Source organism: Vibrio sp. 11-4(1), from assembly GCF_013048625.1.
GTDB lineage: Bacteria > Pseudomonadota > Gammaproteobacteria > Enterobacterales > Vibrionaceae > Vibrio > Vibrio diabolicus.
The window spans coordinates 308,381-330,086 of the sequence record NZ_VHSY01000001.1; the positions used below are offsets into that span (position 1 = coordinate 308,381).

At 42.7% G+C, this 21,706-nt stretch carries 21 protein-coding genes; 2 read left to right on the top strand and 19 right to left on the bottom strand.

The genetic code is table 11. From position 1 onward, the window contains the following. Positions 1-13 precede the first annotated feature (13 nt). From mnhG to FKN16_RS01325, 9 genes are all read right to left on the bottom strand, one after another. Positions 14-307 (bottom strand): monovalent cation/H(+) antiporter subunit G, encoded by a 294-nt coding sequence (gene mnhG, locus FKN16_RS01285; RefSeq protein ID WP_005392605.1) that lies wholly within the window; start codon positions 305-307, stop codon positions 14-16. Next, positions 307-585 (bottom strand): cation:proton antiporter, encoded by a 279-nt coding sequence (locus FKN16_RS01290; RefSeq protein WP_005392606.1) that lies wholly within the window; start codon positions 583-585, stop codon positions 307-309. Before FKN16_RS01290 ends, mnhG begins: the two co-directional genes overlap by 1 nt. After that, entirely contained in the window at positions 578-1,054 is a 477-nt protein-coding gene (locus FKN16_RS01295) for a Na+/H+ antiporter subunit E (RefSeq protein ID WP_170901820.1), read from the bottom strand. The genes FKN16_RS01290 and FKN16_RS01295 overlap by 8 nt, the downstream gene beginning before the upstream one ends. Continuing rightward, on the bottom strand, positions 1,051-2,547 hold the full coding sequence (locus FKN16_RS01300; RefSeq protein ID WP_170901821.1) for a Na+/H+ antiporter subunit D: 1,497 nt from the start codon (positions 2,545-2,547) through the stop codon (positions 1,051-1,053). Before FKN16_RS01300 ends, FKN16_RS01295 begins: the two co-directional genes overlap by 4 nt. Beyond that, on the bottom strand, positions 2,544-2,897 hold the full coding sequence (locus tag FKN16_RS01305) for a Na+/H+ antiporter subunit C (protein WP_170901822.1): 354 nt from the start codon (positions 2,895-2,897) through the stop codon (positions 2,544-2,546). Before FKN16_RS01305 ends, FKN16_RS01300 begins: the two co-directional genes overlap by 4 nt. Next, the gene (gene mbhE, locus FKN16_RS01310) at positions 2,897-5,566 is read right to left on the bottom strand and encodes a hydrogen gas-evolving membrane-bound hydrogenase subunit E (protein ID WP_170901823.1); all 2,670 of its coding nucleotides are present in this window, start codon (positions 5,564-5,566) and stop codon (positions 2,897-2,899) included. The genes FKN16_RS01305 and mbhE overlap by 1 nt, the downstream gene beginning before the upstream one ends. Before the next feature lie 166 nt (positions 5,567-5,732). Beyond that, positions 5,733-5,924 carry a hypothetical protein gene (locus tag FKN16_RS01315; protein WP_005392611.1) on the bottom strand — a complete coding sequence of 64 codons (192 nt, stop codon included), beginning with the start codon at positions 5,922-5,924 and terminating at the stop codon, positions 5,733-5,735. A gap of 110 nt (positions 5,925-6,034) precedes the next feature. Then, the gene (locus FKN16_RS01320) at positions 6,035-6,970 is read right to left on the bottom strand and encodes a universal stress protein (RefSeq protein ID WP_046875927.1); all 936 of its coding nucleotides are present in this window, start codon (positions 6,968-6,970) and stop codon (positions 6,035-6,037) included. 386 nt (positions 6,971-7,356) lie between these two features. Further along, positions 7,357-8,076, bottom strand: a complete 720-nt coding sequence (locus FKN16_RS01325; protein WP_170901824.1) for an SDR family oxidoreductase — start codon at positions 8,074-8,076, stop codon at positions 7,357-7,359. 135 nt (positions 8,077-8,211) lie between these two features. Here FKN16_RS01325 and FKN16_RS01330 point away from each other — a divergent pair, with 135 nt between their 5' ends. Next, positions 8,212-9,120 carry a LysR family transcriptional regulator gene (locus tag FKN16_RS01330; protein WP_170901825.1) on the top strand — a complete coding sequence of 303 codons (909 nt, stop codon included), beginning with the start codon at positions 8,212-8,214 and terminating at the stop codon, positions 9,118-9,120. A gap of 93 nt (positions 9,121-9,213) precedes the next feature. Here FKN16_RS01330 and FKN16_RS01335 read toward each other — a convergent pair whose 3' ends face one another. Further along, positions 9,214-9,987, bottom strand: coding sequence for a helix-turn-helix transcriptional regulator (locus FKN16_RS01335; protein ID WP_170901826.1), 774 nt, complete (start codon positions 9,985-9,987; stop codon positions 9,214-9,216). 99 nt (positions 9,988-10,086) lie between these two features. Between FKN16_RS01335 and FKN16_RS01340 the strand changes: the two genes are divergently transcribed. Then, positions 10,087-11,223: a multidrug effflux MFS transporter gene (locus FKN16_RS01340; RefSeq protein ID WP_170901827.1), complete on the top strand. Its 1,137-nt coding sequence runs from the start codon at positions 10,087-10,089 to the stop codon at positions 11,221-11,223. A gap of 116 nt (positions 11,224-11,339) precedes the next feature. Here FKN16_RS01340 and FKN16_RS01345 read toward each other — a convergent pair whose 3' ends face one another. From FKN16_RS01345 to FKN16_RS01385, 9 genes are all read right to left on the bottom strand, one after another. Continuing rightward, entirely contained in the window at positions 11,340-12,443 is a 1,104-nt protein-coding gene (locus tag FKN16_RS01345; protein WP_048624901.1) for an alpha/beta hydrolase, read from the bottom strand. A gap of 223 nt (positions 12,444-12,666) precedes the next feature. Continuing rightward, complete coding sequence (locus FKN16_RS01350) at positions 12,667-13,077, bottom strand: hypothetical protein (protein ID WP_053807869.1); 411 nt, start codon at positions 13,075-13,077, stop codon at positions 12,667-12,669. 503 nt (positions 13,078-13,580) lie between these two features. Continuing rightward, on the bottom strand, positions 13,581-13,982 hold the full coding sequence (locus FKN16_RS01355) for a hypothetical protein (RefSeq protein WP_170901828.1): 402 nt from the start codon (positions 13,980-13,982) through the stop codon (positions 13,581-13,583). Then, positions 13,979-15,964, bottom strand: a complete 1,986-nt coding sequence (locus FKN16_RS01360; protein ID WP_170901829.1) for a hypothetical protein — start codon at positions 15,962-15,964, stop codon at positions 13,979-13,981. The genes FKN16_RS01355 and FKN16_RS01360 overlap by 4 nt, the downstream gene beginning before the upstream one ends. Before the next feature lie 12 nt (positions 15,965-15,976). Beyond that, positions 15,977-17,434, bottom strand: coding sequence for a DUF4150 domain-containing protein (locus FKN16_RS01365; RefSeq protein WP_170901830.1), 1,458 nt, complete (start codon positions 17,432-17,434; stop codon positions 15,977-15,979). A gap of 148 nt (positions 17,435-17,582) precedes the next feature. After that, positions 17,583-18,374 (bottom strand): type IVB secretion system protein IcmH/DotU, encoded by a 792-nt coding sequence (gene icmH, locus FKN16_RS01370; RefSeq protein WP_006741083.1) that lies wholly within the window; start codon positions 18,372-18,374, stop codon positions 17,583-17,585. Further along, positions 18,371-19,696 carry a type VI secretion system baseplate subunit TssK gene (tssK, locus tag FKN16_RS01375; RefSeq protein WP_006741084.1) on the bottom strand — a complete coding sequence of 442 codons (1,326 nt, stop codon included), beginning with the start codon at positions 19,694-19,696 and terminating at the stop codon, positions 18,371-18,373. Before tssK ends, icmH begins: the two co-directional genes overlap by 4 nt. Before the next feature lie 11 nt (positions 19,697-19,707). Beyond that, complete coding sequence (tssJ, locus tag FKN16_RS01380) at positions 19,708-20,208, bottom strand: type VI secretion system lipoprotein TssJ (protein WP_005392625.1); 501 nt, start codon at positions 20,206-20,208, stop codon at positions 19,708-19,710. Beyond that, on the bottom strand, positions 20,201-21,700 hold the full coding sequence (locus FKN16_RS01385; protein ID WP_170901831.1) for an FHA domain-containing protein: 1,500 nt from the start codon (positions 21,698-21,700) through the stop codon (positions 20,201-20,203). Before FKN16_RS01385 ends, tssJ begins: the two co-directional genes overlap by 8 nt. Positions 21,701-21,706 lie beyond the last annotated feature (6 nt).

Genomic DNA, 21,706 nt, shown 5'->3' on the forward strand with positions numbered 1-21,706 from the left:
AACAAGAAAAAACTTAATCATTGCGCCAAATCTTATATCCGACCTCTCGCATTGCTCTTCCGAGTAGGTGGGAGGCAACTGGCGCAGTGAGAACGATAAACAACATCGTACCGATAACCCGAGAGATCACGGTGACTTCAGGGAGTGAGAAGGCAACCGCTAGTAGTAAGCAACTAACTCCGACGGTACCGGCTTTGGTTGCGGCATGCATTCGGGTATATAAATCTGGCAACCGCAACACACCTAAACTAGCGCTTAGAATCAATAACGTCCCTAAACATAAAAACAGCCCAATCAACACATCCATTATTCTTTCTCCTTCCTTTTAACGATCAAACGCGCAAATGCGATTGTGCCAAGAAATGCGACCAAACCTAATGTAATGGCGATATCTAACAAGGCATCCTCACCACTGTCTAAGGTGTAAACCGTAATAAAGCCGATGGTGATAAATGAAATCAAATCTAACGCCACAACTCGGTCAGCCAGCGTTGGTCCTAAAATTAAACGGAAGAAAGCCATAACAAAACTGAGTAATAGCCCTGCATAGGCAAAAGTGACACTTATTTGCAGCCAACTATCCACGCGTCACCTCCAAAATTCGCTGCTCTAATCCGTTTTTAATTCCACGAATAACTTCTTCATGCTCAGGCGCAAACATGGCATGAACGATAAGATGCTTTTTATCAGGCGTAACGTCTAAACTGAGTGTGCCCGGGGTTAACGAAACCATATTCGCAAGTAACGTGATTTCAAGGTCGGAATCGACGTCCAAAGGGACATAGACGATATCTGGCTGGCTCAAATGCGTTGGCGTCACGACATCCCACACGACTCTTGCAACCGATATGATCATTTCATAAGCGAAGTACACCAGTAACTTTAATGCCGACGCAAAACGTCGAAAGTAGCTGGTTTTTAATCCAAATGGTTGGCTCAACCGTAGGGCAAAAAAACCGACCGTAAATCCGACAATAAAATTCAAACTCGAATAACTTCCGTTTAACATCATCCATGCTAATGCTAAGAAAAGATTGAGGAATAGATAGATCATGGATTTCCTCCCAATACCGCTCGAATGTATTCATTTGGATTTAACAGTTGTTCAGCGGCTTGAACAGAAAACTGATAAAAAGGCTCCGCCACTAAGCCTATGATCAACGTGAACATGGTCAATACGGCAATTGGAACGCAATACAACCAATGTACTTTGACTTGCAGAGTCTGTTCTGTTTTCTCCCTAACCGGCTTTTTCCAGAATGCCTCACTCCAAATTTTCGTCATCGAGTAGACGGTAAGCAGCCCCACCAATAGCGCGGTACCGGCTAACCAGTAATATTCAGCCTGTAAACTCGATTTGATCACCAAAAATTTGCCCCAGAAACCAGAGAGCGGCGGAAATCCTGCCAGAGAAAACGCAGGGACAAGAAACAAGAACGCTAACCAAGGCATTGCTTTATATACCCCGCCCAAATGTTCAAGTTGACTAGAGCCATATTTGCGCTCAATAAAGCCACCGATTAAGAACAAATTCGCTTTTACAATGATGTGATGAACAATGTAGAAAATAGCGCCAGCCAAAGCTAAAGGAGTGTAAATCGCTAATCCCATTATCATGTAACCTATTTGGCTAATAATGTGAAAAGAAAGAATTTTCTTAATGTCGAATTGACTTGCCGCCCCCAAAACGCCCGTTAACATAGTGAGGCCAGCAATCCAAATCAACGTCGGCTGCCAACCACTCTCGGCGAGCGGAAATACTAATGTGAAGACTCGTATTAACGCGTATACGCCGACTTTAGTAAGCAACGCAGCAAACAGCGCAACCACACCACTTGGTAAGGTGTGATAAGAAGCTGGCAACCAAGCAAATAAAGGAAATAGTGCCGCTTTGATAGAAAAGGCAAACAAAAACAAGGCGGACAACATCATGTTGATGCTCAATTCGCTCTCTCCCGCTTTGGTATAGAGATCGGCCAAGTTCAAGGTGCCAGTTGCGCCATACAACAAACCGATGGCAAGTAAGAACACTAGCGTCGAAATCAGGTTCAACATCACATACTTCACTGCCCCATCAATTTGAGTTTTCGTTGCATCTAATACCATTAAACCAAATGACGCGATGAGCATGACCTCGAACCAAACATACAGATTAAAAATATCTCCGGTGAGGAACGCGCCATAAACACCAGCAAGCAACACGTGCGTCAACGCATGGTAATTGCTATAGGAAGGTTTTCGGTGAAGGTCCGCCATGGCATAGAAAACACATATCGCACCAATCACTGCGGTAATCATCACCATGGCAACGCTGAAGTAATCTGCGACAAAGACGATACCAAACGGTGCTTGCCACTGGCCAAAAGCAACGGCTTGAATACCATTACTTATGATATTTTCTGTAAGAAGGCCTGCGACGACAAGGTTCAAAATCGCACTCGCGCCACTTAACCACTCAACACTTTTTGTTGAGCGACGTACAAAGAAAATGGTCAGCGCCGTACTCAATGAAAGAACAACAGGTAACGTCAGCAAAATCGAACTCATTGACCCTCCTTAGAACGTTGCATTTCGTCGACGTCTGCGGTTCCAGAATCTTTATAAGCTCGATAGAACAACATTAAAGCAAAAATAAGTAGCCCAAACCCGATAACTATCGCAGTTAAAATTAGCGCTTGAGGTAATGGGTTTGCTGCGCCATCTGGTGGCAAAAGAGCATTATCGCCAATCAGTGGCGGCTCTCCAGGAGTCAGCCTTCCCGCTGTAAAAATAGCAAGGTTAACCGCACTACTGAGTAACATGATACCGAACAAAAGACGCAAGATATGCTTTTCCAGCATTAAGTAAACGCCTGCGGCGACAAATACTCCAACGACAACACTCCAGACTATTTCCATCACTCTAGCTCCTCATTAATACGAAGCAGCATCCCCATCACGCCACCTATAACGGCAAGATAAACACCAACATCAAAAACCAACGGCGTACCTAGTGGTATAATATCTTTCCACCACAACCCGGTTAAAAACGGTTTATCAAACGCAAAGCTCAAAGCTCCTGATATCAAGCTCAATGCGATGCCAAATAACGCAATGAAAAACGGCTTGAAATACAATCTAGAACGAACGTATTTCGGTGATTCCGCGAACATGAGAAGCGATAAGCCAATAACGGCAATCAATGCACCAATGAAGCCACCACCCGGTTCGTTATGACCACGTAATAACAGATACACTGAGAACACGAGCATGAGCGCCGCAACGATATGTGCCGTGGTTGCAAAAATTAATGATTGAATACGGTTTTGCTTTTTCGCTCTTGTCTTAAGCAAGCTCACTGCTGCAATCCCAGCAATGACAACGACGACAACCTCTCCCAATGTATCGAACGCACGAAAGTCGACCAGAATAACGTTAACAATATTGCGCCCATGCCCGCCTGGGACACTATTTTCCGCAAAGAAATCCGACACCGACGAATCCATCGGCTGGGACGTGATTCCTAACAAGAGGAAAGTAATCGAAACACCTATCACGCCCGCTATACAAGCATTCGCCACTTTGCGTTTTATTGAATGCTTGGGCACGGTGGTTAAACGCGGAATATGACGCATTAACAATGCTAAAAAGACGACCATTAATGTTTCAACTAACAGTAAAGTCTTCGCGACGTCCGGAGCGCTGTAGATCATAAAAACAAGCGTGGTCATAAAGCCAATCATACCTAGCGCAGAAATCGCAAGAAGCCTTGAGTGAGACAACGTGCATACGATCACTGCACCAATCAGCAATAAGGCAATGCCAATTTCATAGAAAGCCACGTTTGAAAGCTGTTCAAACAAAGGCAGAGGAATAAATGCTACCTGACCAAGCAAAGAGACGGCGAGTACCGTGAAAAATAGCAGAACATAACGGCTCAACTGCTTTTGCTGCAATAGCGCCGTTTGCCACTTCGCCAGTGTCATCATGCCATCTAATAGTCGTTCAAAAACATTCTCCGCTTTGGGGACGAATAGATGTAACCGCTGAAAAAATGCAGACACAGTGGGATAAATACGGTACACCACATACCCCAATACTAGCGTGATAACGCTTAGGACCAGCGGTACATTCACACCATGCCATAATGATGTCGCTTTAATATCGGCTGCAGGCAGAATGTCAGCAGAGCCAGGAAAGATGATGTGGTGATCTAACCAATTTAAACCAACTAAAGGAACGATGAGACTGCCAAGTGCCAAGAGTAAAGGTGAAACCCACATAGCTTTTTTGGCCTCAATCGGCTTCGTTTCAATTGGCACGAGATCACGGCGAGCAAAGAATGGTCTCGCAATAAGCATAATAGTTAGCGCAACCATCAATATATTGACCATTAAAAGCACAAAGGCGATCCAGTTATTGAGCTCTACTGCGGATTTGTACATGTATTCTTTGCTCAAAAAGCCTAACCACGGCGGGAATCCCGCTTTAGACAATGCAGCCAAACTCCCCGCAACCATGCTGATGACGAGCACTGACTTCAAGCCGTACAGTTGATCGATATCTCGTGTTCCTGTCGCTTTGTCGATATTGCCCACCACCATAAACAGCGCTGCTTTATAGAAAGAGTGAGCGAGAATAAACATCAATACTGCACTCACGGCCAAATCTGTGCCCATACCTAGTAATAATGTTAATTTACCCAAAGCAACATTCGTGCTGTAGGCTAGCATCAGCTTCAAGTCAGTTTGTTTTAATGCGACAAACGTGCACCAAACGGCGGTGATACTCCCTGTGATCACTAGGGCATAAAACCAAACCTCGCTATGAGCATAAACTGGCGATAAACGCGCTAACAAGTAAATGCCCGCCTTTACCATTGTTGCCGAGTGTAAATACGCACTGACTGGAGTGGGCGCTGCCATCGCGTTAGGTAGCCAAAAATGAAACGGGAACTGCGCAGATTTAGTAAATGCACCAAGTAGTATGAGCACTAGAGATGGCATAAACCATTCGTGCTGCGCAATCGTGTCCGCCTGAGCGATGATCGTATGTAACTCATAACTCCCTGCCATCGCTCCCAACAAGATAAGGCCAGCTAACAACGCTAATCCACCAGCACCTGTAACGATCAACGACTGCAGTGCATTTTTTCGTGACGTTTTGTTTTCGTGATTAAAACCAATCAGTAAGTAAGAAGTGATGGTGGTGAGTTCCCAGAAAACGAACAACAATAGGATGTTATCGCTCATCACAATCCCTAGCATGGCAAGCATGAATAGGGTTAGGTATAAATGAAAGGAAAATCGGCTATCACTCTCTCGTAAGTAAGCCAAAGCGTATATTTGGATCAGTGCGCCAATCCCGCTGATCAGCCCGGCAAAAAGGAATGACAGACCATCTAACCTAAAGCTGAAGTTAATATCGAGGCCAGGTATCCATTCCGCATTCCAGCTTACGCCTGCGGGTGTGTAGATGTAAAAAAGAAAAGAGAAGATTAAAATTGGCAGCACAGGGAAAATCAGTAAGACCAACTGATTATCGGGATTTTTTGGCAGGTTTTCTTTACCCGTTATGCTATTCAACATCGCAGCCCATTCATTTTTATAAGAAAGTTCGCCCTATTTAGCGCAAAGATAAAAAGCTCCACTTGATTGTTTTAGCCCAAGTATTTCAAAAAAGATCACAAAACCAAGGGATAAGTAGCAAACAGCAATCACTGAATGCTACTTAAAGGAACGTTAATACAAACAGCTACTTGCTGTCCGCTACGGTGTAAGAACGTAGATCACTACTTACGTGTTCTCGACTGAATGTGTATGGATTATCGTCATCAGTTAACTCGAACGCATCGTAGGTGCAGTCACCGATATCATTTCTCGGACAAACATAAACGTTCGAACGTTCTATCATTTCTGTGTGGCATTTCGGGCATAGGTTTTTCATGTCACTCTCCTCTGATAACTTATTGATACACTGATAATTCCATGTTCTAGAACTCCGTCTCCCTCCTTTACCTAAAACAACCACTTAAACCTAGGTTTGTTACACACCAATTACTGAATCGGCGATACAAAACCATCGGGCTTAAGAGCGACCAAACTACAGTTTATAGATTGCAAAATGTTTTCAGCCGTATTACCAATGACGTAGCCAGATATCCCAGTTCTCGCTAAGGTACCCATGACTAGAACGTCCACTTCTATGCTTTCTACGTAATCCGGGATTTTTTCATCAGGCTTTCCGTGTAAATGATGAATCACAATTTCACCCGTAATCCCCGACTCTTCCAGCAGTTGTTGTAGAGCTTGTTTATGATCGGCTTTTGCTTTGTCGAGTTCATGTTTCAACTCAGCATCGTCGACTTGAATCCAAGCATTGTCATGTAGGTAGTTCTCTAAGTAATATTCCCAGCAAGAAATCACATGTAAACGACTGTCACAGGTGTCGGCTATTGAACGAGATAATTCAAGTAAACGCACCGCTAATGAGTGCTGTTCATCGCTCGCCGTTAACGGATCTATAGCAACAGCCACACGGCGTTTGTCTCTCGGCTTATCAATCGGTCGGTGTAACCATAATGGACAAGGACATTTGCGTAACAGTGTCATATCAATGGCTTTGAAGCCTTCAGCACCTTCACCGAGTGGTTCAGCTTCTTTGATGATAAGATCTTTGTTGTCAGCTAATGCTTCTTTAATGATACAGACAGCGGGTTTTTCACTGCTTTTCACAGTAAGAGGAAATGCCAGATCATCTTCAGAAAGATCGAGCTTCTGTCTGTATTCCTGAATGCTTTGTTTGAGGGAGTCTTGTAGCGATTGCTCATAACTTTGCTGATACTGGAGCATATCCGCGGGGAAATCGGGGCACGCAATTAGCCCTGAAACAGGTACTTTGTTGCTGGATGCGATCCTCATCGCTTGTTCGAGCGCCTCACTATGACCAGGCAATCCTTGTGTTGCAAAAAGTATGTTCGCGAATCGTTTCATACACACCTCCTTGTTTGGTTAAATATTAACCACCCACAAAGTATAATACCTAACGGATAATTGTAACGGCTTGTGACGTTGATGAAATCAATTCTCATTAAGCTATGGATATTGCTTCATTTTGCTTTACGTCACCTTCTCCTTTTCTTTACGACTGTGGCCCGCTGACCCCAATAGAGCGACATACTAAAAATTGAGACCAAATAAAAACCCAAATTACTCAAAGTTTTTTCTCACCTTGAGTAACTTGGGTATAAGCAATAACACACTTAGGCTACGGACTTAAATGGGCAACCTAAATTTTCATACGACTTAGTTGAAAGATGCCATATCAATCACGAATCGGTGTGCAAATATTCAGATCCAGAAGTCGCTGTAAATTAATGTTAAGGTTGCTGTTTTGTCGGTGCCAAAGCAATTTCGCGAACACATACACCTTGCGGTTGCTGATAAGCAAACAGCACTGCTCGTGCAATATCGTCGGCTGCCAACACGCCCCCCATATCCTCTTTCCAAGCATCATAGCCATCTTTAATATCTTGGGACGTAGTATGTGAAAGTAATTCAGTTTCCACAGCGCCAGGTGCAATAGTCGTAACGCGAACATTCGATGATGCGACTTCTTCACGTACGTTTTCAGAAATCGCATGAACCGCAAATTTGGTACCACAGTAAGCGGCATGATCAGGGAATGTTTTTTTGCCCGCAATAGAGCTGATATTAATGATCGTACCACTGTTGCGTGCTTTCATCGGTGCTAAGACGGACTGCATGCCATTTAGCAAGCCAAGTACGTTCACATCAAACATGCGCTTCCACTCCGATGCGTCCTGAGTATCTATCTGGCCTAGAAGCATAACGCCTGCGTTATTTACAAGTGCATCTACCGGACCATACAACGCTTCTGCTTTCTCAATTGCCGCTTCAAAAGAAGCTTTATCGGTCACATCTACCTTTTCACAAAGCGTATTTGGTAAGTTTAATGCTTCTAAACGTTCTACACGTCTTGCTAACAAAAGAAGAGCATAGCCCTGTTCGCTGAAATGACGTGCAATCGCTTCACCAATGCCTGAACTAGCGCCTGTAATAACAATTAACTTTTTCATTTTGAATCCTTAATAGAACGGTTTACCTCAATGGCGATAAGTTTAAGAAAACTTTGTTTGTTGATATATACCGACCTAGTTGAAACACTGTTGTTATACTGCAACAATACTTTTTTGAATTACGCAGAAGTCATCATGCAAACACACATCAACCTTGCGGATATTCGCTCTTTCGTCCTAATCGCTCAACTAGGAAACTTCACGAAAGCAGCAGAGCAACTTGGCGTTTCTCGCTCACACGTTTCACGTCAAATAACAAATCTGGAACAACAGATTGGTGTTACTTTGCTACAAAGGACCACTCGAACACTGAACCTCACCGAAGCAGGCAAGGTTCTGTATAAACAGTGTGAAACTGCCCTTCACAATATTGATCAAGCTGTTATGGCAGTGGTTGATGATGTAGAAGACTTAAGAGGTGAAATTCGTATCAACTGCGTGGGGGGCTATTTAGGAGAAGACGTTGTCGCAGATATCGTTTCTCAGTTTCTAATCCAACACCCACAGGTGAGCATTAACTTAGATTTCAGCAGCCATCGTGTCGATTTAATCGCGGATGAATTCGACATCGCTTTTCGAATGGGAAAGTTAGACGACTCCAACTTTATCGCTCGCAAACTGATTGATGTGGAAATGGGGACGTACGCAAGCCCAAGTTATTTAGAAACATATGGCTATCCTTCGCATCCAAAAGACTTAGAAAAACACACTTGTTTGACAGGTAGTGTGACACGGTGGGCATTCGAGAACACAAATACAAAGCAGTCAACGGAACACCAGATACGTGGACAGTTACGATGTAAGAGTGGCAGAGTAATGATAAAAGCAGCCTTGGCGGGAAATGGCATCATCCGTGTGCCAGCACTTTATTGCCAACAAGAACTCCAGACAGGCAAGCTAAAAGAAGTGTTTACCGACTGGAGCATTCCGAGTGTGGAGTTTTCACTCCTTTACCATCACGACCGACATCAACCAAAACGCATCCGAGCCTTTGTTGATTTTGCTACTCAATATTTTCGTCAGCTGCCGAGTAAGCACAAGTAAAGTGCTCGATAGAATTTCCCTATGTGAACCAATATATACGGAATCTATAGAGCCCAAATTTGTACTAAAGAAATACGTAAGCATCGTGATGTTTTAAGGTCTAGTTTTCATAAACATTAGCGGTGTTTGCCCAGTTTGCTTTTTGAAAAATGCAATAAAAGCACTGTCTGACGAAAACTCCAGCCAATCAGCAACTGCGCTGACTTGCATTCCCGTTGATAACAATTCAACTGCTTTTAAGAGCCTCCACTGTTGACGCCAATCTTGATAATTCATACCCGTTTCCGACTTAAATAATCGTGTTACCGTCTTGGTACTTGCCCCCACTTTGCTTGCAAGAGTAGTAAGCGAAGGAGCGAGAAATGAAGGTTCAACCAACTCCCGGCGAAATGTTGTTAAGCGCCGATGTGATGGCAAAGGCAACTGAAACGAATAACGTTTCGCAGCATAAAACTCCTCCCAGAAGAGTGCTGTCGTATTTAGCATCTCGCTGTTAGGCTTATCCCACTCCCAAAATGACATTTTGTCAATGAGGGCTTGGAGTAAATTATTCACTTCTATCATCGTGATCTTACTCGGACACGCAAACACCTCACAATCAAAATACAAAGATCGATACGCAACCACATTCGTCATCAGTGCGCGATGCGGCGTATTAGGTGGGATCCAAACCGCCTTTGTCGGGGGCAGAATACAAATCGAATCTTTCAGAGCAAAACTCATACAACCTTGAGATGCGTACAACAATTGCCCTTTCTTGTGCTGATGCATACCTGAGTCGTGCTTGCCAATATCCGCAGCAATTCCCACTACACAATTAGAAATTTTGTCTGCGTCAAATTGTGTTTCTTCGTCAATAAGTGCCATTTTGTCCGAATGTTGATGTATTTGGTTTTTATGTTGTTATTAGATCAATCATAGCCTCATTTATACTGCCCGCCAACTTCATTAACGATGGGTAACAATATGAATACTAAGCCCTCTTTATGGCTCATGCTGGTTATGTTGATGTTTCCACAAATTGTAGAAACCATCTATAGTCCAGCGTTGAGCTCAATCGCTCTATCATTTGATGTAAACCACGCACAAGCAGCCCAAACATTGTCGATTTACTTCCTAGCTTTTGCCATTGGCGTTGTAGTTTGGGGAGTGCTCGCAGATAAACTGGGAAGAAGGCCTACCATGCTTATTGGGCTCTTTATCTATAGTTGTGCGTCTTTACTCGCAACTCAAACCGAGAGTTTTGCTGTTGTCATGGCTGCGCGAGCCCTGAGCGCATTTGGTATCGCGGTAGGTTCCGTTGTCACACAGACGATGCTTCGTGACGCATTTGATGGTCAAGAACTGAGTAAAGTCTTCAGCTTAATGGGGATGGGTATATCAATCAGCCCGGTAGTTGGCATGCTATTAGGCGGGCAGCTTACAGCGCTTGGTGGATACCGTTATGTGTTTTTTGCCTTGTTTTTAATCGCGTTATTATTGCTCGCTTATAACGTTATTAAGCTTCCTGAAACACAGAAAGAACAGACACCAGTACGGTTGCGTCAACTTAGCTGGAAAATGGTAAGAGACGCGCGAATTTGGCGCTCAGGATTACTGGTTGCTTTGTATAACATTGCTCTATTTTCTTATTACCAGCTTGGCGCATTTACTTTCTCAGCACTTGGGTATAGCTCCGAACAATTTGGATACAGTGGCATGGTACTGGGGTTAGGCACTCTGCTTGGGAGTTATTTAAACAAATCCCTAGTGTCTAAAAATGTTCGAAAAAGCCAACTACTTTGGCTCTCAGCAGTATTGCTTAGTTTGGGATCAGTCGGTGTGTTGATTCTGAGCCAATCAATCTGGTTTGTTGCTCCAATGATGTTAGTTGTCATGTCGTATGGGATTGCGATACCCAATATACTCAGTGACGCACTCGTTGATTATAAACAACAGGTAGGTAGCGCAGGCGCTTTATTTGGGCTCATGTACTACATCATGATCGGGACAGGATTAGCGATGGCTGGAACAGTACAAAACTTAGGTGTCGTTCTATTAGCATGTAGCTGTTTAGCGATTTTATTAGCGTTTTCTACAAAACAAGTTCATACCGACTTGTGAGTATAATAATGAAATACTCTCCGTAATGGTTCACCGAGAATCTAGAGAATTTTTCAATCAATAGGAACTGAGGAGCACAATAGTAACCGCTCCTCAGTTGTCTTCTAGAGTGCGATCTAAACTAAATTAACCTTAAAGAAGCTCTCTAATTTATCAAATGGGATCACATCCAATTGATCGTAGAGATCCGTATGATTCGCATTTGGAATGATCATCAATTCTTTAGGCTCTGCCGCCGCTTCATACGCCGTTTCAGTGAAATAGCGAGAGTGCGCCTTTTCGCCATGAATGAACAACACTGGGCGTGGAGATATCTCTTCAATGTAGGTCAGAATTGGCATATTCATAAACGACAGCGGCGTTGTGAGTGTCCATGCTGCATTTGAGTTAATCGCTCGTGGATGAAAGCCACGTTCAGGAGACTTGTAATAGGCTGCATACTCAACAACAAATTGGGGCTCACCTCCAACTAACTCAAGCGATACTGGCCCGTAAGTAGGTGTTCCATTTTCGGCGTCTTCCCATCGTTGCAGGCTTAGCTGCTCTAACGTTTGCGTGCGCTGCTCAAACGTCGTACTGTCGTTATAGCCTTTAGACATTACACGGGTCATATCATACATCGTACTGGTTGCGACTGCTTTGACGCGTTTATCTGCAGCAACTGCGTTTAACGCCATGCCGCCCCAACCACATATGCCTATCACACCAATTTTCTGACGATCAACGTCTTTCTGTAGGCCAATAAAGTCCACAGCTGCGCTAAAGTCCTCTGTATTGATATCAGGTGATGCAACGTTTCTTGGTTCACCACCACTCTCTCCGGTATACGACGGATCAAACGCTAAAGTAATGAAGCCTCGCTCGGCTAATGTTTGAGCATATAACCCTGAAGACTGCTCTTTCACAGCGCCAAATGGACCACTAATGACGATAGCCGCAAGCTTGCCACTTTTATTTTTAGGTTGATAAAGATCCGCTGCCAACGTGATGCCATAACGGTTTTTAAAACTCACTTTGCGATGTTGAACTTGGTTACTTTTCGTAAATGTTTTATCCCAGGTGTCACCAAGATTTATTTGCGTCTCAGCTTGAACAGAACTCGTTGAGAGCGATCCGACTCCCATAGCAACCACGCTGGCACCCGTCATTTTCATCATATTGCGACGACCTTCATCAGGTTCATCTTGGTAACTTGCTTGATTGTCGTTCTGGCTTTTCATGGTAGACACTCCTAATTAACGTAACACACGATGAGTACAGTACGCGGAGGCTTTATCGCTCCTACTTTACTGACACGTACATTGTTGCAACTTTCGTATTTTTTCGTTAACCAGATACTACGCATTGCTTGCCTAATCTTCCGAAGATTGGTCTAAACCTCTTCTAACGTTAATTAAGGCGTAAATAAAAAGCGCCTGTCGGCGCTTTAATTATCTATAGCTCTTATTGCCATGTTGGCTCACCAAACTCTTCACAACGTTGCTTGTCGTAATTTTCAATGCGCCCGCGTTTACCTACAAACTGAACCTGAACAACCATTCCAGCTTCAACATATTCACTGAAATAATCGCAAGAAACACGAAAACTAGTATCGCGTATCACAATTGGTACCCATTCATAGCCGCCGCTGCGTGGTAAGTAAGACTTGAAGGTAATGACCCCGTCATCTGAAACGTTGATTTCTTGATCATATTCATTCAACTTATAAAAACGTTGTCCATCAAACTCTGCCTTTGCTTTTTCAATTATTTCCTTCGTTGCTGTCGATTGCATCGGCGTATTTGACACCAGTTGACACCCAACAACAGATGTCAATACGGACAAAGCCAAAGCGAGTTTAGTTATTTTATTCATTTACCTAACCACTGTAGAATTATTCAACACTTATCATTTTAAAAGGAGGGAGACCATACTTTATTTTAAAGAAAATAAAAAGCGCCTTTCGGCGCTTTTTATCTGAACATTTCTTATCCAAACGTCTCGAGTAAATTTTCTAGAAAAGCTAACTCTTTATTACAATGAATTTTATTTAGGCTCTCACTGGAATATATTGCTATTTAATCCCAAGCTTCAAACTCATTAGGCTTTACGTGTTTTATTTATAATCTAACGTTAGGGTCCAGAGCTGTTCAGTTCCCAATTCACAGTAGTATTCAACAGCATTTTCATCTTCAATCATGTCAACGGAGTTAGCAACGACACTCAACCGTCCGCCACATCTTGTCAATGAGAAGTACGCATTCTTGTTTTCATTTACTTCAAATTTCAAAGGAGTAAATTTTTCTATCCAAGGATAGCTTTCTAAAATTATTCTCTGTACAAATTAAAAACTTGATTTTTAATTACGACAATCATAATTATTTGCTTTTAATAAGTTCATTTCCATCTAATATGTAGCACTGGTTTTCATATATAGTCTTATCGTATGCACTTACCCCAGAAATACACAGTTGTTCTGACTTAATCGAGTTTTTAACTTCAAATTCCTTTTGTCCATCAACTATATAATTATCAGGAAAGTTTACAACTATTCCTACTTCAGGTAGATAGACTCCTCCACAGATCGCACCACCACCACAATTATACGTAAAAACCAACTTATTCAAGTCGAAGTTAAAACCCGTTGCTAGACCTTCTTGAATTATATTTTCGACAGTAGAATCAATTTTTTCATTGTTCGTATCAACATTCATCGTTTCGCTACTTTGAACAAAAAACGATATAATAAAAATTAATACTAACCAAATAACTTTATTCATTTCATCTCCTCTATGGCTTGGACTAATGAGCGTTTCATTTCTTCTGGTGAAATATGAGCTTTATTAAGTCCATCGCCTGAATAGTATGATTCACCACCTACAGCTGTTCTTCCTTTTGATATTTTTCTTCCTCTCTCGACACCAGCGGAAGCAAACTCCTTTGCCCAATCATAAATAGCATCTTCAATCTTTCCCTCTCCTCTAAGGAATCGCATTATATTTGGTCTCTTCTTCGTAATCAAATACTCATCAAAAATTCTATCTTGTACTTCTGGAGAGAAAGTATCTGATATATCAATACCTAAGTAATTTACTGCATCTTTAAGAGTGGTTGGAATTAACTGAAATCTCCCTGCTGCAAATATTTCTCTAGATTTCTGTTTTTCCATAACCTCTTTGATCGTCATTTGATTGAGATTAGTATTATAAAATGCTCTTAACTTAGGATAGGTTTGATTATAAGCGGAGTAATCATTCCTCGTTTCAACTTTCCCGACCAAATTTCCAAAAGTAGTATTGGCCCAACTCTTAATACTTGTATTAATAATAAAAGGCCAATAATGCCAAAGGCTCTTATCACCACCTAGTTGTAGACCACCTTGTAAATCTTGCATCCATGAGAACTTATCTGCTCTTTTCAGTTCGAATTGCGAGAACAGATCAAAGCTATCCATCACTTGATCGCGCCATGGGGAGTTACGGTAGTCTTCTTCAGTCACAAAACCAGCGGAGCACTTAATATCTAGAGCTTCCTTAGCGGTCTGATGGATTGATTCATAAAGACTTTGTGACGATTCTGTATGCCAATCTGTAGGATGTTTCACTATAAATCGCTCAAAGTGTTTACGCTTACCATCTAAGTATACTTTGGCATCACGAGCAGTGAACGAGGAAAAATCCGTTACTTGATCTTCTGTCACAGATTCAAGTAACTGCTGAATAAACGAATTACTCATATCAACGGCACCACTACTATCGGATCCATCGAGAACGACCAGTGGATTTTCTTCCGCATTTTTGGGAGAAATCTGTTTTTTGAAAAATTCGGGCGGCTCCTCAAAAGAAAACATCTCGATATGCACGCGATTATCGTCTTTCTTAGTTCCTATTGCATCGTTGCTGTACTCGTGCAGTCCCATGTAGCCGATATCTTCCCCAGCTGAAACTTTTATTCCCTCTCTAAATAAGATCGGGAGTAAACAAACCACACTACCGTCCCTAATCATTGCCGCGTTGTCCGACATCCATTTAGGTTCTGAAACTGGTTCTGATAGGACAGCAGAGGAATCTTCTAAAATGTCAAAGTCACTATTGAGACCCGAAGCAAACCAAACAATCTTGTTTAACAGTGCTTTTTCGCTACCACTTGCCGATTCACCATTCTCTACCACACGGCACTTTATCATTTTGTAGGTATTTTTGCCGATCTGGTATGGGTGGGTTTCCTTCTCTTCAGCATACAAGTATTCAAGTAATGTCCCTTTAGACATCGACCGTTTTTTTACTTTTACGCTAGAGTTAGTAGGCACATCACTATGTTCGAAAATGCGTACATTACGCCTTTCTTGTAAGCGATAACGCGTGTTTATTGATGAATTAGCGCCAATATCTGAAGGTGGCGCAAGGTGCATATAAAGTGTATAGAATTTAAATACATCTTCACTATCTTCGGGATTTACAGCCTCATGCTCGATAAGCACAAAGTTATTACTGTATTTAAACTCTTGCTCTTGGTACGTTGATGTTAGGTAATCAGGATTTATGCGAAATGCCACTATTTTTCCATCAAGCATCGCTTGAATAGGTCTGAGCCCTTTCCCCCACGGTAACATTTTTGATGTTAAGTGAACGCCACTATGCCAACCATATCCTTGTCCTATTAAATAACGACCACTCTTAGCTTGAGCAAACAATTTCGTAAAATCACTGAGCGTGTAGTAAGCGTCACCTTCTCGTTGCGCTATCGGAAAAACTGCATCCATGATTTAAATGTCCTAGTCAGAAAAGTTATCGTCAAAAGTGACAAATGATGGGCGGTTCAAATTGTTTGACTTCGTGTACACCACCGCATTAACCCTACCTAAATTAGTAGCAAAGCTAGATTGGCTCGCTATGTTAACGGTACTCCCAAGGGCCATTGCCGATATAGAGATTAGGGTGTCATTTTTGGTCTCGAAAATTTGGCTAATGACGTCAGGAAGTGCTTGTTTAAAGTGGTTAAGTGCTTTTTTATAACCGTTTATACCCTCTTCAACAGAACTCAACGATCTTGCAGAAGCTTGGCTTTGTATGAAATCTAAACGACCGATGATTTCACTGTTTAGCTCATCGATGTATGAACAGATTTGATTGTTTATCAACGTCCATAAAACAAACTGCAAATACTTCACAGTATTCCCAGTCCCTAAAGAGCGAAGCTTCGCTAATAATTCATAGGGAGGCTCAAACACATCAGCTTGATATAAGACTCTCAATATATCGCCATTTTCGTGCACTTGCTCCAAGAGCAGTTCAACTAAAGGTTCATATTTCTCTAGCGTAGTTGTATCAGTTTGGATGTGATAAAGTGCCGAAACATAAGCATCAGAAAAGTCTTTAGAGTGATTTTGACTAATCGCATGAGGAGACAATATACGGCTTTGCTCTAACACAATATCTTTAAAGTCATCATCACTGAAGGATGGGGACATTAATATGCCCCAGTCATTAGCAACCCCAACACGATCTTCCCAAAATGGCGAGCGGCGACCTGCGACAAACGTACAAAAATCATTCGGATCAGGGTAAGTTTCCGTCACAATATTTTCAGCTAAAGATTGGTTCGGAGTGTAAGAGTCTTGAGTTTCGCTGAGCACTAACTTGCATTCTTTTAGAGCGAGACCATTAACAGATGCTTTTCCGCTAGAATCCAGCACTCCACTCCCAATGACAGCACCTGAAGGTTCGACTAAAGAAAATTGTGCATTAGAGTAAGGGAGCCCATTTGGATATTTGCATTCTATATCCAGCGTATACGTCCCTTCCTGCTCTTCTGTAACAGAAACCGATGGGTTTTGTGCACCGCCCAAGCACATGGTGTTGGCTTTGTTCATGGTCATTTGATCGGACAGGCGACATACGCCTTTGCCCTCAAATTTAACCGTTGGTGAAGCTGAAATAAATTTTGCTTCGGCTTCTATCGTGCCTGAGGCAACGCCTTTTCTGTCACCGCCCGCATCGCCGGTACTTTTTGAGAACGTACTGCCCTTGATAGCAACACTGTTACCGCCATCCATAGAGACCGTCGTAGTCCCACCAGCAAGGTCTGCTGATTTAGCATTGTTGCCATAAGGGATAGGAACGACTGGCTTGCCGACCTTAGTTAAACAAACATCTGGGAGCGTTGCATTCGCTTCACCACCTGAGCCTTTATGAACTATCGAAAGTCCATTCGCACCAACTGTTACGCCCATAACCAATCCATTTGAATTTTATTGATTGAATGATAAAAGAGATCGCACATTGCAATCTCTCTAAATGACTAGTGAATTTCACTAAAAGACCAGTGATATTCACAGCAAACCTTAAAACTGGCAGAAGATCTCATTTTTAGATTTCTGGTTATCTATACACTTCAAGCAGTTGCTGGAATTTTAAGTCTATGACGATGTAGGTTGCCGCATACATAAGCGCAAACGTAATCGCACTAAGACTCAAGATCAGCTTGGGTGAAATTACCCTTTTTAACGGCTTCTTTAGGTATTTAGCTTTAAGGTTGATTAAAGAAACTTTTTCTTGTTCTGCTAGGCGGTCATCTCGCACTAATCGATAAATGGTGCTGCCAATTTCCGCTAACTTTTCGTTACCACGCTCTTCACGGCCGTACTTGCCTTGGAAACCAAGTTGAAGCAATAAATAGAGAAACTCTATAACGTGACGGTATTTGCGAGGGTCGGCTTTTAAGCGGTCGAGAATAACGAAAAACTTGTCACCACCAGATGTTTCGTTATGGAATTCAGACAGTAAGCTGTTCTGGCTCCAGTGACTATTTGCCCCCCATTCTTGCCGACAAACAGATTCATCAATCGCCGCACACAAGCAGTAACGAATAACAAGAACCGAAGCACGATCGAGCTCCATTTCATTAAGTTTTCGTTCACCTTTTCGAATCTCACGTGCCACTTGTTCACGAAATGGCATCGGGTCATCAAGCCAAGGGATCGAAGACATACAAGACAGACTGGCGATCAACCATGAGAATTGATCCACCAGCGGGTTAATACCCATGTTGTCGATAGATAGATCTTGTACTGCGATGTTTCTCGATAAGTCAGGCGCTGGCATTACCTCCATTGGTTTGCCAGGCTCTGGTTGGAATAAGACTACGGTGACGTCTGTTTCTGCGTAACTCATAGACGAACGGCCCAAAGTTGCAATGATAAGTTAGCGAAATCGCCCGCAACGTGAATCGCAATCGCAGCAGTGTTCTTCAATGCCATCCACTCTTCGCCCGTTTTATCGAGCTCGAAATAGGTATAGCCAGCGTGATACGGCAGCGCGCGTGGCACAACTGGCATTGGTTTAATCTCAATCCCAGGAAGTTGAAGGTTAATCAAGTCGCGAATGTTATCGATTGAGCCGATCTTCGTTTGGCTGACAAACTGGGTATGCAGGACATCCAAGGTTACGTCGGCTTTCACTGCGAGGATAAAGGTCGTCGTATCAATGATCTTATTGTCAGGTATCGCTGCCGTTCTGATGCCATAGTTCTGATCTTTTAAGGTCAGTGGAATTGCTCTTTGTTCAGACATCACGCTCAATGTCATTTTCGCACTGTCTAGAACGCGAGAAAGACAACTAGTTAAATCACCATGATTGTACTTAGTAAACTCAATAGGTCGGCGTGTCGTCGAGCACAGCGTCGAAAGCTCGCCCTCTGCCTGAAGAAGAATTCGATACAAAGACTCAGGGTGTACAGCTTCTGTGTTTGCAAAATGCCAAAACAAGGGTTCGTATCTATTGAGCGCTTGCAATAGCATAAAGTCAGAAACTGATGATACGCCTTGTTGATCCACCACTCCCAGTCGCTGAACTATGGATTCTGCGCGGTGCTTCAGCATAGAAGCAAACTCCGTCGCGAACTTATTAAGTACCGTAGATGCGTGAATATCAATACAGGTAGGAATGAAACTATCATCTAAGATCACGCTACCATCTGGCTTCACTTCCGAGATCTTGAGGATCGGAATAGACGTGTAAGCACTTTTATCTTCATGATCGTACATTAAGCAAAAGTTAAGCTTACCGACAACGATATTTGCCATGTCTTCCGAATCATAACAAGCATCAACCGCTTCTTGAGATTCCATCGTATAACGTGCACCGTCTTTTTTAGTGCCAAATAACTCAGAACGTTCCGATGGTAACGGACAGCACAAATAAACCACTTTATCGGCAATCGAAGGATCCACATCTTTCACTTCTGGTAGTTCAGCGAGCAGTGGAAGCTCAAATGGCGTGCGGTCCTGTAGGATGCCTTCTGCACGCGTAATACCAATTTTACCGAGGGCTAGCAGTTGTGAATTTATTTCCAAACGCTTAATCCCCCAATGTAAAGGAGATGCGTTGTTGCTCAACATACTCGACAGTTTACTTTGCGAACGATCGAGTTGTTGAAAATGCTGCGGCTTCATGAACATTCCATCTTGCCAAACAACTGGATTGTATAAAGACATGTTTCTATCCCTTAAAAGTAAACCTGTTCAATGCCGCGAGTATTATCAGAAATTAACTCACTGCCTTCTAACTTGAGCTTGATGTAGTACTCGCTCTTCTCTTCAATGACTTCAACTTTACGCCATGACGAACCATCAATATCACGAAAGGCCACAGAAAAACCGACGGCACGAGTGTCAGGGTCTAGCGTTAGCATTTCATGAACTTTTCCACCTGGCTGTATTTGATATTCATAACGTTTGATGTACTCATCACCCAACGACGCTTTATCGTTTTCAAACAGCGCAAAAAAATCTAAGCTTCGGAATAAAACTGGCGAATTTAATTCGTGAAGGCGGAGAATGACCGGAGATGACTGCCCCCCATCTCTCACATTGAGTACAGGTGACGCCTCAATAACCAATTCAATGGACGAAGTTTCTGGTGTTATACCCGTGGACTCTTTAAATTGATCCCACATGGAACAACCGGACAACATGGCAAATCCGAGTAATACGGCGATACTACGCATGGTTTCCCTTAATCACTTTGTTATAGTTTTTCTTAATCAGCCCTTTTAAGGATGTTTCGTTGAGCAGGCGACGATTGTTAGAGTAGAAATCTAAATATTCGCCCCACAGTTTTGACTTCGTTGAGAACAAAGATTGACTCGCCACTTTGTTAGCAAATGCAACGGGATCGTTCGTCTCTGATTGTTCTAAAATGAGCTCATTCAGCGCTTTATTAAACGTGACTTGGTGGTCATTCAACTCATCAAGCATTTGTTCTACCAGTTCATTTGGAGCCAGTAGATGTTGGCTATTGAGAGTCAGCATCAGCTCCGCAATGTTAGAGTTAGACTCACTCGTACTCTGCTCCTCTTTCAAGGACTCTACTTCGTGTAGTTCTTTCTGCAGGTTATCAATACATAAGCGCAAACAAGTGCCCATTTGTTTGAACAACTGAGCTTCATTCGTCATTAGCTCGGGATTTCGAATACCCAAACCATCGAAAAACGCTTGTGCTATATCTTGAGAACAGGCGGTTGCTTCGATACCCGCTTGCTCTTTAGTCGTACTGTTTATCGTAGGTTCTACCGCAGGCATTTGAAGTGGCTGATTAGTTTGAGAAGAAGGAGTAAATGACTGTGTCATCTCTTCCCATTTTGAACCTTTAGCAGTATGTTCGACGATCGCCTCTGTGGAGTTAGGTGCACGATGTTGTCTTTGAACTGCCTTATCTAGAATCGTCGTTTGGGGTTGAACCGTCTCTTCTGAGACAATATCTTCTCTATGTGGCGTACCGTTCTCTACCTCTATCCCTAACGAACCATTTATTGATGCGTTACTCTTGGTCTCCGTAGCCATCCAATCTTCAGGGATGAGGCTTGGCTGATCAAACTCGGAGTATATGCTGAAACTGTCATCGACTACCTGACGTGTGCTTTCCACCGTTTTAGGCTGTTCAGGCTCTGGATGCTCATCGTCACGAATTAAATAATCATCATCTCGCTGCATTGAAAAGTTAAGGTGCGCAACAGGATCATGACAATCAATGTCATCCTGTTTAGTCTCCATAAACAAATCTTCTAAAGCGCCTACTTTTTCTTCTTCTTCGACAACTGCGTCACCGAGGCTAACCAAAGGATCATTGGATACTCGATCAGGGGCTATATCAGCGGCAATGTCTTGTGTCGAGGTAACATGCTCCAGAGAAACGCCAATTTCATATTGTCCTAAAGAAATAATATCGCCATCGACTATCGCAACAGGTTGATTTTTTAGTATTTTGTTTCCGTTAACCATAGTGCCGTTAGTGGATACGTCACTAATATAGTAGGTATCTCCATACACACTGATCAGGCAATGAGTGCCTGATATAAAGCGGTTGTGATCGGTTAAAGACACACTACAACTTGGTGAACGCCCCATTGAACCACCACTCTCGGGCATTTCAATGTGCTTGACACCTGTGTATTCCTCTGGGCATTTAGAAATAAATAGAACTAGCTGATTTGAGTGCATCTATAT

What these genes read in the sequence shown, in the direction of transcription:
- FKN16_RS01355 (WP_170901828.1), bottom strand. Translation starts at nt 13,982, where the DNA reads ATGAATAAAGTTATTTGGTTAGTATTAATTTTTATTATATCGTTTTTT.
- FKN16_RS01315 (WP_005392611.1), bottom strand. Translation starts at nt 5,924, where the DNA reads ATGAAAAACCTATGCCCGAAATGCCACACAGAAATGATAGAACGTTCG.
- FKN16_RS01365 (WP_170901830.1), bottom strand. Translation starts at nt 17,434, where the DNA reads ATGGGCGTAACAGTTGGTGCGAATGGACTTTCGATAGTTCATAAAGGC.
- FKN16_RS01360 (WP_170901829.1), bottom strand. Translation starts at nt 15,964, where the DNA reads ATGGATGCAGTTTTTCCGATAGCGCAACGAGAAGGTGACGCTTACTAC.
- mnhG (WP_005392605.1), bottom strand. Translation starts at nt 307, where the DNA reads ATGGATGTGTTGATTGGGCTGTTTTTATGTTTAGGGACGTTATTGATT.
- FKN16_RS01385 (WP_170901831.1), bottom strand. Translation starts at nt 21,700, where the DNA reads ATGCACTCAAATCAGCTAGTTCTATTTATTTCTAAATGCCCAGAGGAA.
- icmH (WP_006741083.1), bottom strand. Translation starts at nt 18,374, where the DNA reads ATGAGTTACGCAGAAACAGACGTCACCGTAGTCTTATTCCAACCAGAG.
- FKN16_RS01340 (WP_170901827.1), top strand. Translation starts at nt 10,087, where the DNA reads ATGAATACTAAGCCCTCTTTATGGCTCATGCTGGTTATGTTGATGTTT.
- FKN16_RS01350 (WP_053807869.1), bottom strand. Translation starts at nt 13,077, where the DNA reads ATGAATAAAATAACTAAACTCGCTTTGGCTTTGTCCGTATTGACATCT.
- tssK (WP_006741084.1), bottom strand. Translation starts at nt 19,696, where the DNA reads ATGTCTTTATACAATCCAGTTGTTTGGCAAGATGGAATGTTCATGAAG.
- tssJ (WP_005392625.1), bottom strand. Translation starts at nt 20,208, where the DNA reads ATGCGTAGTATCGCCGTATTACTCGGATTTGCCATGTTGTCCGGTTGT.
- FKN16_RS01295 (WP_170901820.1), bottom strand. Translation starts at nt 1,054, where the DNA reads ATGATCTATCTATTCCTCAATCTTTTCTTAGCATTAGCATGGATGATG.
- mbhE (WP_170901823.1), bottom strand. Translation starts at nt 5,566, where the DNA reads ATGTTGAATAGCATAACGGGTAAAGAAAACCTGCCAAAAAATCCCGAT.
- FKN16_RS01325 (WP_170901824.1), bottom strand. Translation starts at nt 8,076, where the DNA reads ATGAAAAAGTTAATTGTTATTACAGGCGCTAGTTCAGGCATTGGTGAA.
- FKN16_RS01335 (WP_170901826.1), bottom strand. Translation starts at nt 9,987, where the DNA reads ATGGCACTTATTGACGAAGAAACACAATTTGACGCAGACAAAATTTCT.
- FKN16_RS01300 (WP_170901821.1), bottom strand. Translation starts at nt 2,547, where the DNA reads ATGAGTTCGATTTTGCTGACGTTACCTGTTGTTCTTTCATTGAGTACG.
- FKN16_RS01305 (WP_170901822.1), bottom strand. Translation starts at nt 2,897, where the DNA reads ATGGAAATAGTCTGGAGTGTTGTCGTTGGAGTATTTGTCGCCGCAGGC.
- FKN16_RS01345 (WP_048624901.1), bottom strand. Translation starts at nt 12,443, where the DNA reads ATGAAAAGCCAGAACGACAATCAAGCAAGTTACCAAGATGAACCTGAT.
- FKN16_RS01320 (WP_046875927.1), bottom strand. Translation starts at nt 6,970, where the DNA reads ATGAAACGATTCGCGAACATACTTTTTGCAACACAAGGATTGCCTGGT.
- FKN16_RS01330 (WP_170901825.1), top strand. Translation starts at nt 8,212, where the DNA reads ATGCAAACACACATCAACCTTGCGGATATTCGCTCTTTCGTCCTAATC.